The sequence below is a fragment of the Ensifer oleiphilus genome, from assembly GCF_013371465.1.
Classification (GTDB): Bacteria; Pseudomonadota; Alphaproteobacteria; order Rhizobiales; family Rhizobiaceae; genus Ensifer; species Ensifer oleiphilus.
Window position 1 is genome coordinate 137,075 of sequence record NZ_JABWDU010000008.1, and the last position, 13,805, is coordinate 150,879.

Annotated in this window: 10 protein-coding genes; 8 read left to right on the forward strand and 2 right to left on the reverse strand. The window is 61.9% G+C overall.

All coding sequences use genetic code 11. The features are described 5' to 3' along the window. Positions 1–32: 32 nt before the first annotated feature. The 6 genes from HT585_RS25375 (at position 33) to HT585_RS25400 (ending at position 8,274) form a co-directional block, all read left to right on the forward strand. Positions 33–2,306 (forward strand): GumC family protein, encoded by a 2,274-nt coding sequence (locus HT585_RS25375; protein ID WP_176355576.1) that lies wholly within the window; start codon positions 33–35, stop codon positions 2,304–2,306. Continuing rightward, positions 2,285–3,223, forward strand: coding sequence for a glycosyltransferase family 2 protein (locus HT585_RS25380; protein ID WP_246707932.1), 939 nt, complete (start codon positions 2,285–2,287; stop codon positions 3,221–3,223). Before HT585_RS25375 ends, HT585_RS25380 begins: the two co-directional genes overlap by 22 nt. Positions 3,224–3,227: 4 nt before the next feature. Next, positions 3,228–4,535 carry a glycosyltransferase family 4 protein gene (locus HT585_RS25385; protein WP_176355577.1) on the forward strand — a complete coding sequence of 436 codons (1,308 nt, stop codon included), beginning with the start codon at positions 3,228–3,230 and terminating at the stop codon, positions 4,533–4,535. Between the two features lie 229 nt (positions 4,536–4,764). Further along, positions 4,765–5,442 carry a sugar transferase gene (locus HT585_RS25390; protein WP_176355578.1) on the forward strand — a complete coding sequence of 226 codons (678 nt, stop codon included), beginning with the start codon at positions 4,765–4,767 and terminating at the stop codon, positions 5,440–5,442. A 443-nt stretch (positions 5,443–5,885) separates the two neighbouring features. After that, a complete protein-coding gene (locus tag HT585_RS25395) occupies positions 5,886–7,406 on the forward strand; it encodes an oligosaccharide flippase family protein (protein WP_176355579.1) in 1,521 nt (506 codons plus the stop codon). Positions 7,407–7,452: 46 nt separating this feature from the next. Continuing rightward, positions 7,453–8,274 (forward strand): methyltransferase, TIGR04325 family, encoded by an 822-nt coding sequence (locus HT585_RS25400; RefSeq protein ID WP_343214081.1) that lies wholly within the window; start codon positions 7,453–7,455, stop codon positions 8,272–8,274. Positions 8,275–8,307: 33 nt separating this feature from the next. Here the strand turns inward: HT585_RS25400 and HT585_RS25405 are convergent, their stop codons facing one another. Next, positions 8,308–10,044 carry an FAD-dependent oxidoreductase gene (locus HT585_RS25405; protein ID WP_176355581.1) on the reverse strand — a complete coding sequence of 579 codons (1,737 nt, stop codon included), beginning with the start codon at positions 10,042–10,044 and terminating at the stop codon, positions 8,308–8,310. Positions 10,045–10,319: 275 nt separating this feature from the next. Here HT585_RS25405 and HT585_RS25410 point away from each other — a divergent pair, with 275 nt between their 5' ends. Together HT585_RS25410 and HT585_RS25415 are read left to right on the forward strand one after the other, a co-directional pair. Then, complete coding sequence (locus tag HT585_RS25410; RefSeq protein WP_176355582.1) at positions 10,320–11,501, forward strand: DegT/DnrJ/EryC1/StrS family aminotransferase; 1,182 nt, start codon at positions 10,320–10,322, stop codon at positions 11,499–11,501. After that, positions 11,491–12,291 carry a 4'-phosphopantetheinyl transferase family protein gene (locus HT585_RS25415; protein WP_176355583.1) on the forward strand — a complete coding sequence of 267 codons (801 nt, stop codon included), beginning with the start codon at positions 11,491–11,493 and terminating at the stop codon, positions 12,289–12,291. The genes HT585_RS25410 and HT585_RS25415 overlap by 11 nt, the downstream gene beginning before the upstream one ends. Here HT585_RS25415 and HT585_RS25420 read toward each other — a convergent pair. Continuing rightward, positions 12,212–13,798 (reverse strand): glucosamine inositolphosphorylceramide transferase family protein, encoded by a 1,587-nt coding sequence (locus HT585_RS25420; protein ID WP_176355584.1) that lies wholly within the window; start codon positions 13,796–13,798, stop codon positions 12,212–12,214. The genes HT585_RS25415 and HT585_RS25420 overlap by 80 nt on opposite strands. Between the last annotated feature and the right edge of the window lie 7 nt (positions 13,799–13,805).

The window sequence follows — 13,805 nt, forward strand, 5'->3', positions numbered from 1 at the left end:
TTGAAGCGCAGTGAATTTCGTGGGGAACACAAATGGTCGTGCATGACATCTCAAAAATCGTGATGGATGAGAATTTCGAGGCCAAGCGTTCGGCCGGCCAGGAGAGCATATCCTTCCGCGATGTTTCCGACTTCCTGCGGCGCCATCTCGTTCGCATCGGGATCTGTGGCGTGATCGGGCTTGCGCTCGGCGCCTTCTACATCCTCAACACGGCACCGACCTTTACAGCGACCGTCCGTCTGGTGATCGACCCTGAACAGGGGCGCATCGCCTCGCAGGATGCCTCGACCGGAACAATCATCATCGAAGCGGCCGAGATCGCCAGCGAAGTCGAAATCGTCAAGTCCGAAGCGATCGCTCGTGCCGTCATCGAGCAGCTCGACCTGACCAATGACCCGGAGATTGTCGGCGGCGGCGTCTCGATCCGTGGCATGATCGGCTCGCTATTTTCCCCTGCCGCCAAGAACTCCGACAAAGATGCGGCCGACGACGAGTATCTGATGCGCCGCACCATGGCCGCGTTTCTCTCGCGCGTTACCGTGCGGCGCGTCGGCCAATCCTACGTGCTCGAGATCGGCTATTCTTCCACGGATCCCCAGAAAGCTGCGAAGACCGCCAACGCCATTGCCGGCGCCTACATCCGCACCGGCATGAACGAGAGATCCGACGCCGCAAGAAGCGGCGCCAAGTGGCTCGAAAGTCGCCTGATCGAAGTCGGCGCGCAGGCACGCGCAGCCGCCATGACCGTGGAAGAGTTTCGCGCCAAGAACGACATCACGACGGTCGGCACCGCGTCGACGCTCGACCAGCAGCAGCTTTCCGAACTCAGCAGCCAGATGCTCGCAGCGCGCGCTGCGACAGCGGCCGATACCGCTAAACTGATGACGCTGCAGCAGCTCATGTCGAACGACACGATGATCGGCAGTGTCAACGACAGCCTCGACAACCCGCAGATCCAGAAACTCAACGACGAAATGCGCCTGGCGAAAGCCAAGCTCGACAATCTCAAGACGCGATACGACAGCGGAAACCCTGCAATTGCCGCCGCCGAGGCCGACATCGCGCGGCTGGATGCTTCTCTTCGCAACGAATTCCTGCGCATCGAACAGTTCTACAAGTCCAATGTCGAGATCGCCAAGACCCGCGAAAAGTTGCTTGAGAGCGAGCTTGCCAATCTGACCGCGACGGGTGCCGGCAAGAACGTTGCGCGCGTCGAACTTTCCGAGATGGAAAGCCGCGCGACGACCTATCGCAACATGTACGAGGGTATTCTTCAGCAGCTCATCGGCGCGCTGCAAAAGCAATCCTTTCCTCTGGGCAAAGCACGCATCGTGACGGCGGCAACGGCGCCACTGGGAAAGACCTGGCCCAAACCTTCGACGATCTTGCCGTTCTCGCTGATGTTCGGATTGGCGACGGGGCTGATGCTCTCGGTGCTGCGTGACGGTCTCGACCGCCGCGTCAGCTCCAGCGAACGCCTGCGTGCCGAACTCGGCATTACCTCGCTCGGCCACGTGCCGATGTTCAGAAGCAGCCCCCGTCCCCATCAGCCTCCGATCGCCTCCACGATGCTGCCGCTCAGATCGGTCCTGGACATGCCCTATTCGCGGTTCTCCGAGGCGTTACGCGGCGTGAAGAACTCCGTCGATTCCGCGTTCCCCGCCAATGCATCGGCAGTGATCGGGGTGACCTCGGTCGGCCCGGGCGAAGGCAAGACCACGATCGCTGCCAATCTCGCCCAACTCTACATGAACGAAGGCACATCGGTCCTGCTCGTCGATGCGGATTTCATCGGCTCTCGCCTCAGCCGCGTCGCCACCGAGGACGGCGCGGGCTTCGGCATGGAGAGCCTGCGGATCCTGGGCATTCCCGGCCAATATTCGAGACGCAGGTCGAGTGAGGGACAACAGCATGTCGAGGAATTCGACGGCAAGGCGGTGCGCTGCGTTCCGGTTCTGACCGTCGAACAGACGCGCAAGGCCGCCGTCGGACATCAACGATACGGCCACCTGCCGGCGCTGAAATCGGAGCTGGAACTGCTGAGACAACGCTACAAGGTGATCATCGTTGACATGTCCGGCTTCGAAGATTCGGCCGACACGCGCGTGATCTGCACTTATCTCGACGGCATTGTCGTGGTTCTCGGACAATCCGACAAGATGACTGTCGAACGGCTCGGCGAGGCCCTGTCGACATTCGGCAAATCGCGTGTCGCGTTGCTCGGTGTGATTTCCAACAGAAGCGACGGCCCTCGCCGGACCAACATTCGCTGGGACCGAAAACAATGGCGCAAGTTCAAGAAATGATGCCGGCAACGGACAAGCATCCCGGCGGTCGCCCGGTAACGGTTGCCATCGGCATACCGAGTTGCGGGCGAAGAGACATTCTCTCCGCTGTCCTGCCGCTCATCGCCCGGCAGTCCCGGCAACCGGACGCGATCTATGTCTGCCTGTCGTCGCCCGAGGATATGGACCCTCGCTGTGTCGAGGGGCTCGCCTGCCCTGTCACCGTAATCCTGTCGGAACGTGGCCTGTGCCGCCAACGCAACCGGATACTGGCGGAAGTAAGCACCGATATCATTCTGTTCCTCGACGATGATTTCCTGATGGCGCCGTCCTATGTCGATGAACTCGTGGCGCTGTTCGTCAGCCAGCCCGACGTCGCCATGTGCACCGGCACCGTCATCGCCGACGGCATCATCGGTCCCGGCATCGCAATCGATGATGGGCTTGAGATGATAGAGGCCGGCTTGTCTCGGGCGGATCTTCCGACGACCTTCTCGCCGATTTACAGCGCCTACGGCTGCAACATGGCCGCAAGGACTGCCGCGATCCGGCGCTCAGGGTTACGCTTTGACGAAAATCTGCCGCTCTACGGCTGGCTCGAAGATGTCGATTTCAGCCGCCTGGTCGCCGAGCATGGGCGTGTCGTTCGGTCGAGCCGACTGCTGGGTGTCCACCTTGGAACGAAGAAGGCCCGCACCCCTGGCATCAAGTTCGGCTACTCGCAGATCGCCAACCCGATCTACCTGATGCGCAAACACACGATGAGCATCCGTCACGCCACCGTCCAGATGGCGCGAAACCTGATCGCGAACATGGTCAAGGTCTGGAACCCGGAGCCGTGGGTCGATCGGAAAGGGCGCCTGCGCGGCAATGCCCGCGCGGTGATGGATCTGCTGACCGGTCGGCTCGCACCGCAGAACGTCGAAAGGCTCGAGTAACATCATGGCTCCCCTGCCGCCCGACCGCGTCGTCGTCATAAACGATCGCTCCACCAAGGTCGGTGGCGCCACGAACCTCGCCATCCTGTCGGCAGAGCTGCTTCAGCAGCGCGGCATACCGGTGACGTTCTTTGCCGGCGACGGCGCGCCAACCAACAAACCGTCGGATGATACGATCAATCTCGACGCCGTTCCCCTGATGGAACGGCGGCGGAGCGACGCACTGCGTTTCGGCCTATACGATCCGCCCGTCTATGAGAGACTGAGCGGGTTGATCTCCAGTCGCGACACGCCGTCGACGATCTACCATGTCCATGGCTGGTCGAAGATCCTTTCGCCGGCGATCTTTCGGGCACTCGCGCCTGTGCGCGATCGCGTCGTTCTCCACGCTCACGATTACTTCCTCGCCTGCCCCAATGGTGGCTTCGTCAATTACCAGACCCATCGTGTCTGCGAGTTGAAGCCGATGTCGGGTCGTTGCCTCACAACGCAATGCGACAAACGCGGTCTGCACGAGAAGGCCTGGCGCACGGCGCGGCATATGCTGCGGGAGCAGCTCTTTCCAACCAAGCGAATGGCCGCAAACATCATCGTCGTGCACGAGAGGATGCGCGCTTACTTCGAGCGCGCCGGCATAGATGGCACCCAGATCGAAACGATCCGCAATCCAGTCCTTCCCTTTGTCGCCCCAGGGCTCCAGCCCTGGACAAACCGCAACTTCGTGTTCGTCGGCCGATTGGAACCCGAAAAGGGGTTCGAGGATGCGGCGAAGGCGGCCAAGCTTGCCGGGCTGCCCCTTCACTTCGTCGGCGACGGTGCCGGGCGCGCGCTCATCGAAACACGGTTTCCCGATGCCACGGTTCACGGTTGGAAGACCAAGGACGAGATGCGGGATATCATTCGCAGTGCACGCGCCGTCGTGGTTTCCTCGCGTGTGCCGGAACCGTTCGGGCTCGCCGCGCTCGAAGCCGTTTCATGCGGCATACCGGTCATCCTGCCTGACGCCGCCTTGCTCGCGGACGAAATCGTCGCCCTGGGCTGTGGGCTCAAGTTCCGGATTGCCGATGTCGAACATCTCGCAGCCGCGATGCGGTCCATCGCCGCAGACGACGCATGGGTGCATCGGATGAGCGACAACTGCCTGAGAGAGGCAGCCAGGCTTGCGCATTCGCCGGAAACCTGGGCGGACGAGTTGATCGCTCTCTATGGCCGCGTGCTGCAACGCGCCAACCGGGCCCCGAGCGATGTTGTGCCAACGCACATGGCCCCATCTGGGACCGCATACGATCTGCAAGATGGAGGTGTTCGATGAAACGGCATCGATCGCCGCTGCAAACCAACGGTGGGCAAGGGGCATGCCCACCTGGCGAAACCTGCGAGCAGACTGGCCCTTCGCGATTAGCAGGTTTACCCGGCTGCGCTTTAAACCTGCCTGGGGCGTACCTCCATTGGACTAGGCCCTGCCCATCAGGATCGATTGTAAATCCAGGCGCTCGCTGGCAGCCTGTTAAAGGCGAACGGTGTTGGGAGGGGTGAGAGATATGCTGTCTGTTTCTGATGGCGCTGCACGTCAAGGACACTCCGCGCGCGGAACCATCGCAGCACGACGCGGCAGCAGATCCAAGCGATTGGTCGACGTGACCGTATCCGTCATGGCGCTCGTCTTCCTTGCGCCGGCACTTGCGCTGATCGCGATAGCCCTTGTCATGGTCGATGGCGGACCGATCATCTTCCGACAAGCCCGCGTGGGTGCGCAGGGCAAGATGTTCGAGTGCCTCAAATTCAGGACCATGCGCCGCGATGCGGCGGAAAGGCTTGCCGAGCTTCTGGCCACCGACCCCGAGCGAAACCGGGAATGGATGGAAAAGCGCAAGCTCGTTGGCGACCCGCGCGTCCATTGGCTAGGCAAGATCCTCAGGATGACCTGTCTCGACGAGTTGCCGCAGTTCTACAACGTGCTGCGTGGCGACATGAGCCTTGTCGGGCCTCGCCCGATCTCGCTGGAAGAAACGGAAAAGTACGGCCCGAACCTGCACTACTACACGGCGCTGAAGCCCGGCATCACCGGCATGTGGCAGGTGCGAAGACGGCCGGAGACCACCTATGACGAGCGGGTTCAGTTCGACATCGACTACTATCAGTCCCGGTCGATCTACCTCGACATCGTGATCATCGTAAAAACGGTGGGCGTCGTCCTCTTTGCAACAAACGAGATCTGAAGGGTGGCGTTTTACCAGATGAAAAAGATCACGGCCGCCCAGAAGACAAGGCACAACACGACCACAAACCAGCGAATGGCCAGCTTCGTGTTCCATGAAGACCGATTGGTCACGGCGCCCTCTTTGTCCAACGAGATCCGTCTCAACATCGACTGCGAGTTCCCCTCTCCCGCGTGTATCCCCGACGTCTGCGTGTCAGCAACACGCCGTCGAATTATGGCGAACGGCGGGTACCAAAGTCCGTGCCATCGCGCACCCTACCGCAAGAACCGGGCAAGACCCGAATCACGGTTTCAACGCACACCATACCGTACGAGTTTCGAATTTTCAGCCGACCGGGGTTTTTTCCCGAAAGTCGGCAGGCAAACGTCCGCCGGCCCGATCGAACCGCTCCCGCCCCCGTCTCACCCTCAATGCCGCTTACCGCCAGTCGTGGTGCAATGATGCCCCACTGGTTCGAGACCGCAAAGCTCCCACTGCGACGGGTGTCTTCCGCCTTCCCCAGTTCATTGCGCTTACCGCATCTGATCGGTGACGGCTTTGCCGCTCTATCCGCCAAAGTCATCTCACAGGCCGCACAGCTGTCGATCTTCATCGTGGCGGCGCATGTGCTTGCGGCCGCCGAATTCGGCTTCTTTGCCTTCGCATCCTCCTTTGCCATTTTCGTTCTTGTCGTCGCCGAGGGGGGATGGGGCGAGTTCATCATGAAGGGCGGCGCCGACAAGACGGACGTCGATCAGCTTGCGACCCTGTCGATGCTATCAGGGCTTGTCGCCACGATCCTCGGCCTTTCCACCTCTGCAGCGATGTTCATGCTGGGGCACGGCTCGAACGCGCTGCTGGTCGCCCTCTTCAGTACCTGGTACCTGCCGGCCTCGCTATCGACCGTTTACGACGGTATTCTCATTTCGCAAGGGCGCTTGAAGAGCCAATCCTTCATCCGGATTGCGGCCGAAATCATCGGGCTGTTCGTGGCGATCGGCGGGCTTTGGCTGGGATGGAACATCGTGGCGCTCATCTGCGGACGATTAGCGCAACAACTGACGATCCTTGCCGCATCGATGATCATGCTGCGGTGGCTGCCACGCTTGCGTCTGCACCGCGCATATGCCTCACAAGTGCTGGAGTTTTCACGCCATATCGTCGCCAACCGGCTCGTGGTGTTCTTTCGTTCCTACGCCGGCACGCTGGTCGTCGGCAGCTTCCTCGGCCTGGCCGAGGCGGGCTACTACCGCGCCGCCGAACGGATCGTTGCCGCCTTCTCCGAGCTCATGGGCGAACCGGCCCGGATGCTCGCCTGGATCCTGTTTGGCCGCGCCGCGGGCAAAGACAAGGGCGATGTCGACCGGGCGGCGATCGGGGCGACAGCCACGACCTTCATGACGGTGCTGATGGCGATCTCGACGCCGATCTATCTCGGTCTCGCGCTGATCTCGGCAGAACTCATCGACGTCGTCCTGGGTGACAAATGGGCGCCTGCAGCGATCCTCGTTGCAATTCTCGCCGCAAAACAGACACTTCTGATCCCGGGCTATGTCACGGAGCCGTTGCTGTCGCTGAGCGGCAACATTCACAGGATGCCGAAAGCGGTGATGTTGAACGGCGCGATCTCCGTCGGGCTGATCATTCTGCTGACCCCGTTCGGCGCGGTTGCGACAGCGTTGGGTCAATGCGTCGCCGCGGTGTTCTCGTTCAACATTTCGATGCGGCTGCAGTCACGCGAGGGTGAACTTGCGTGGAACCGCGTCCTTCGCGACTGCGGCCTGGTGGCAATCGCCGTCTGCGCCATGGCGGCCGCCGTCTTTCTGTTCGGCCGGATAGCCGAAGCGTCGTCGCTGAGGCAGATGTCGACGATCGCCCTGCAGGTGGTCGCCGGCGCGGCGATCTATGTGGCGGCGCTCGCCATCCTGCAGCGATGGAGCGATGCCTTGCGGCCCATCTTCGCGTTCGGCCGTCACGGATGAGGGACAAACCAAACAACACAAGCGCGACAATCAGGGGAGATGCATCGTGCTGACCAGCGACATCAAGAACACTGCCTACCCGCTTTTGCGCAGCGCCGTGCGCGGCCTCAACCGTTCCCTGACGCCGTTGAAGGCGGCGAGCGGTCGGCTGCGCTACCTCTCGCCTTTCCCTCAACGCTTCACCGGCGCCTACGGGTCGTTCGAAGACGCCATCGCCGCTGCCCGCTCCAATGGCCTCGCCGGCTATGACCACGAGGAAATCGCTGAAGTCGCCTTCGACAAGATGTGCCAGGTGGCGCCCTGGGATTACCCCGTGCTCTTCTGGATGCGGCAGGTGATGGGTGAGGTTGACGGTCTCGTCGATGCCGGCGGACATATGGGCACGAAATACCGGGCATTCCGCGACCTTCTCTCCCTCGAAGGGTCCTTCCGCTGGGTGGTCTACGATCTGCCGGCCATCGTGCAAGCGGGCCGGCGCAGGGCCGAGCAGGACAAGCTCGACAATCTGCATTTCGTTGACCGTATCGCCGATGCCGGCCCTGTGCCGTTGTTTCTGGGCTCCGGACTGCTGCAATATCTCGATATTCAGTTGTCCGACCTGTTGGGGCGGATGCCCGCCCTGCCCCGCCACCTCCTGCTCAACAAGGTGGCGCTGCGAAAGGGCAGCCCCGTCGTGACGCTGGAGCGCATCGGCAAGGCGATCGTGCCCTACCAGATGCGCAACGAAGATGTCTTTTGCAGTGACGTCGAAAGACTCGGCTATCGCCTTGTCGACCGCTGGTCGATCCCGTCACTCGCACATGTGATCGAGACACATCCCGAGTTGGGGCCAAGCGAAAGCGCCGGCTTCTATTTCCGTCTGCCGTAAAGTTCCAGCGTCGACCGGCAATGGGACAGGGTGTCAAAGCCCGTCTACGGGTGCAGGCGCGGCTACCGCCTCCTGCGCCACCAGGCGAGGCGTCAGCGTCGCCACCGAACGCTTTTCCAGCAGCGTCTTCAGATGATCGGCGAGGCGTATCGCCAGGCCAAGCGTCATCAGCGTCGGATTGGCGTGACCGGGGGTAGGAAAGATCGAGCTGCCAGCGACAAAAAGCCCGTCCACCCCATGAACCATGGCATTCGCGTCGACTACGCTGGTCGCCGGATCGCTTCCCATTCGCGTCGTACAGGACGGGTGCGCCATGTCGGTGAACGCAGCCTTGCTATCATCATCCGCGGCGATCCAGTCGGCCAGATTCGGCCGTGGAAAGCCATTGCGCACGAACTCGGCGGACAGTGCCCGCGCCAGCCGCTTGACGCTCTGCACCTCTGTGGGGCCGATTCTCCAGGCGACGCGCGGCAGCGGCACGCCGTTCCGGTCTCTCTGATCCGACAGAGTGACACGGCTTTCCGCGTCGAGCTTCTGCTCGGCCATGACGTCGAAACGCAGCGTATCGGATCGATGCATCATTCCCCGCTTTTGGACCACCCTGCGAAAGGTGCCCTTCGCCAGGAACGCAGGCGATCCCACGGCGACAGCAAGATCGCTCGCAAGCCGCGTGCAATCTCCCCGCATCAGCCGCTTCAGCGCTGCCCAAGGATCGGCCGGCGAATGGATCTGCACGGGATAGGCGGCGCAGTTGACAAGCTCCTCGCGTCTCTGCACGTCCGGGCTGAGGCACAGGCCGTGCAGATAGAACCGCGTCACCCCCTCGTCGGACAGGCCGTAGAAATTGAAGTGCCTCGCCACGATGTCGATGTCCCTCCGATCAAACTGGAGAAGCGTCGAGCGCGGGTGATCGGCGAGGTAGCGACCAACGACATCTCTGCCATTGCCGATACCGCCCGTCATGACGGACGTCGAAGCCAGCAGCAGCCGTGCATTTTCGATGCCGCCCGCGCACAGAACGACTATCTCCGGCCGTACGCATGCACGGACCCCGTCAACGCTTCGCAGATCGAGCGACGCGACGCGCCTGCCGCTCTCGTCGAGATGGATCGCGGTAACGGTCGCATCGGTCAGAATATCGATGTTTGGGGCGACCAACTCGGCAGCCACACGGCCAAACCGCATGGGCTCGCCGCGCTGATCCCGTTCATGGCTGAACTGCCAGAAGAAGGGGCGAAGCAGATCACGGTCGAAGCCGAGTTCGTCCGGAGGCGAATGCAACCGGCCAAAGAGCCTCTCGTCGTAGAAATTGGGTCCGAGATTGAGCAGGCGTGCCGCGCGATCGAGCGCCGGCGTCAGGCTTTCGCGGGTCATCGGCCAACCGGACACCGGCAGCCAGGACCGGCGCTCAAAGTCGATTTCGTCGAAACTTGCGCATTTGCCGATCCAGGTATGCGTGCTGCCGCCGAGCCCGCGGTTGCGCAACTCGAAAGGCGCTATGTCATTCAGCCATGAGAGGCTGCCGTTATATCCCCGACCCGGACTTTCGACGCCATTACGGGCAATCGGCTCGCCGACATTCTCAACGGCATTCAAGCTCTGCTGCGCGGCCTCGAAGTCGGCACCGCCGCTTTCGATGATCAGCACCCGGCAACGGCTGTTGGCCAGCTCGCGCGCGATCGTCAGGCCGACGGGACCGCCGCCGACGATGGCCACATCAGGACGAAACTCGGTGCCTGTAGGGGCTGATCGGAGATCACGGATCGGCATGAAAAGGACTCCCGCGTGCTACATACCGGTCGTAGCATCAGCGCTTTCGCACCGAAATCTCCCAATATGCATAGGGGAGTAGGGCAACTACTGATTTCGGCTAGTTGCAGCCTGCACACTTTGTTCAGGCGCTGACCGGATGTCCATTTTGAAACGGTGCCGTGAGGCGACTAGGCTTGATCATTGGGGCCGGTACCCAGCAGGCGATTTGTCCTTATCCCTGGACGCCGATGGTCGGCGAACGCGGAGAGCCGGCAAAGATCGGAGACTAAGGCATGGCGCGTGTAGGTATCAGAGAATGGCTGGCACTTGCTCCTGTATTTGCGTCGGGAAAGCTGGCCCGCTTCAGCAGCGACGGCAACGGGCCTCTCACCCGTTTCGAAGCGGATTTCTCCGCCAAGTTCGGCGTCGAGCATGTCCTGACGGTCAGCAGTGGCACCGGCGCGCTGATAGCAGCCCTTGCGGCAGCCGGCGTCGGACCGGGCGATGAGGTGCTGGTGCCTGCCTACACCTGGATTGCAACGGCGGGCGCGGCACTTGCCGTCGGCGCGGTCCCCATCATCGTCGATATCGACGAGACCTTGACGATGGATCCGGCAGATATCCTGCGAAAGATAACCCCCTATACGCGCGCCATCGTTCCCGTGCACATGGCCAATATGGTGTGCGACATGGAGCGAATCATGCAGATCGCCCGCGACCACCGGCTCATCGTCGTCGAGGATGCCTGCCAGGCGGTCGGCCTGCCCTACAAGGGCGTGCGCGTCGGCACGATCGGCGATGCCGGCGCCTTCAGCTTCAACCAGTTCAAGAACATCAACATCGGCGAAGGCGGCGCAGTCGTGACCAACGATGCCAGGCTCTTCGCCAGGGCGCGCATGTACCACGATATCGGCGCGCTGTTTCGCGGCCACCTCGACAATGCCAACGAGCCGCCCATGCTCGGCATCAATCTCAAGGCCAGCCAGATCCAGGGCGCCATGCTCAACGTGCAGCTGAAGAAGCTGGATCCGATGATCCGCCGCTTGCGCCGTCGCTACGATGCGATCGCCGAAATCCTGTCGTCCAGCAACGCGATGCGCATCGGTCCGCACAACGATCCGGAGCATGCCGCCGGCCTGCATGTGATCTTCGATACGGCCGAGGAAGCGCAGGCCTTTGCCGCCGAAAACAAGCGCGGCGTCTACCGCCTCTACGATTCCAGCCGCCACGTCTACAGCAACTGGCTGCCGGTGCTCGAACAACGCACGGCAAATCCCAAGATGAACCCCTATGCCTGGACCTCCCGCAAGATCGAATACGCGCCGGACATGTGCCCGCGGTCGCTCGATATTCTCAAGAGGACATGCCGCATCGGGCTCGGCGAAAACTATCCGTTGCCGCTCATGACCTATTTCGCCCGACGCATGGCGCGCCAGCGACCCGCCCCCAAAGGGAACCTCGTCTATGCGACCTAGCCTCGACCGTATCGGTCCCAACTTCATCGATATCTGGCGCTGGAACCTCGACCAGGACGAACGCGAAATCGATCGCCTGTTCCCGTTATTGAGCGGCGAGGAAAGGGCGCGAGCCTCGCGTTTCGTCTATCCGGAACATCGACAACGCTTCATTGCCGGCCGCGCCGGCCTGCGCCTCGTGCTCGGCCACTACCTCCACCTTCCTCCGCACCGCATCGGTCTCGCCTGCAACGTCTTCGGCAAGCCGCGCATCGCCGGCGCGTCGGAGTTGCTGCAGTTCAATCTCAGCCACAGCGCCGACGTGGCGATGCTGGCGATTTCCGACCATTACCCCGTCGGCATCGACGTTGAAGCGATCAAGCCTCTGAAGGAGGATATTGCCGGGCATTTCTTCTCGAAGCGCGAGTGCGACGCTCTGGCCGCATTCGACGGCGATGACTACATGCGCGCGTTTTATCGCTGCTGGACGCGCAAGGAAGCCTTCGTGAAGGCTCATGGCGCCGGACTGTCGCTACCGCTCGCTTCCTTCGACGTCACCGTCGACGCGACATCCCGTCCGAAGCTCGAATCGCTGGATGGTGATCATGACGCGCCACTGAACTGGAGCCTGTTCGATCTCGCGACACCGCCTGGTTTCGCCGGCACGCTGGCGGCGCTCACCCTCGGCAACGCGGTGCATCTTCGTTATTGGAATGACGATGTGCTCGCGCTCAAAGCGTCAGTCGCGCATCCAGCACATAACGATCCCCGGCCGCGTCAAAGTGGTGGCAACCGAGCAAGCCCGGCTTGAAATCGGGCTTGATCGTCCTGATGCACCGTTCTCGGTAGTTCTCCAGGTCCAGTTGCTCGATCTCCATGATGTTCAGCCCATAGCCGTAGATCCCGTGCGCGTTGTGCTGCGACGGGCGGAAGACCCGTCCTTCCCGCGCGAAGATCCGGCCGGCATTGCGCGCAACCGTGCTGCCGAGAACCACCGGATTGCGTTTGTGCGGCGTGATGCGTGCCAGCCCCGGGCCATCGACTTCAAAGACATGAAGTTCGCTGCAATGATCCTCGTAGGCGTGAAACTCCGACAGGTTCGTAAACAGCCACCACCGCCCTTCGTGCCGTGTGAGTATGCTGTCGGCGGCGGACAAACCGTTCAGTGCCGTTGCATGCAGCTCCCACTTCAAGGGAAACTCGACGCAGCGCCAGATCTCGATGCGCTTGGATTGATGCGTCTCGGGCATCATGAAGATGTCGTCGCCGTCGCGAAAAACGAACGGATAGGACAGATGGTAGTCGCAGTTCAGCGCCACGCCCACCGGCTCGAGCCGGTCACCGTCAAAACGGCCGACCGCGATATGCGCCTTGCGGTCGCCATCCGCGTAGGCTTCGTAGAACAAATAGCATTCGTCCTCATGCTGGAGCAGAAACGGATCCGCCTTGATATCCGTCGCCGTCGGAGGGATCTCGACGGAGCCGCCCGGCTCGAAATCGTCGATCCGGCCGCTGCCGGTAAAGAGTGTCCAGACAGCAGCCCCTGTCCCGGCCTTGTGCTGCACGGCCTTCTTCACCCGTCCGACAAGGTGACCACTCAGGATGCCGAGATATCGAGTCAATTCGTCGATCGACGGCGGCGAGGCTTGGCTGCGCGCCGGAAGCGGCGTGGTGATCAGCTCGCCCGTATCGGCCAACCGCGAGAGTTCGCGCAAGAGAAGCGTGGCCGCCCGCTCCTTGACGAAGTTGATGTTCCTGACCGCGCTGAACTTGATGTTGAAGGACGACGAAGCAATCGCAACGGACGAGGCAGACACGCCGAGCCGAACATAGAGCGCCAGGTCCACGGACGGCGCGCCGGTTGCCACCTCGAGATAGCTGAACCACTCGCCTGCTCCGGATTTCTGATCGGAGAAGGACAGGGCCCATTCGCCATAGGACAGCTCGCGCACGGCGTCGTCAGGCAGGCCATTCGGCGTCATGCGGATCACCAGGTCGAGACCAAGCTCCGCCACTTGCGCCTGCGCCGCACCTGGTTCGGCCGATGCCAATGGCACGATGCGTTGCTTGTGCGCATCGAAGTTGCATGGATTGTACGGCGCCTGGCGGCCTAACGCCGTCTGCTCCAGCCGATGAGCAAGCTTGAAAAACACGGACCTTCGACCGGCCCCGTAGGGTGCCGGATGAACGAGCAAGGCAGTCAGGGCATATCTCGGATCCGCAACGATCCGGTCAAAGACCATCAGTTGCCAATTCTCGAAGCTCTCGTTCTGCTCGACCAGAATGCCGATGCGCAAGGGGAGGCTTGTGACACGCATGGATGTT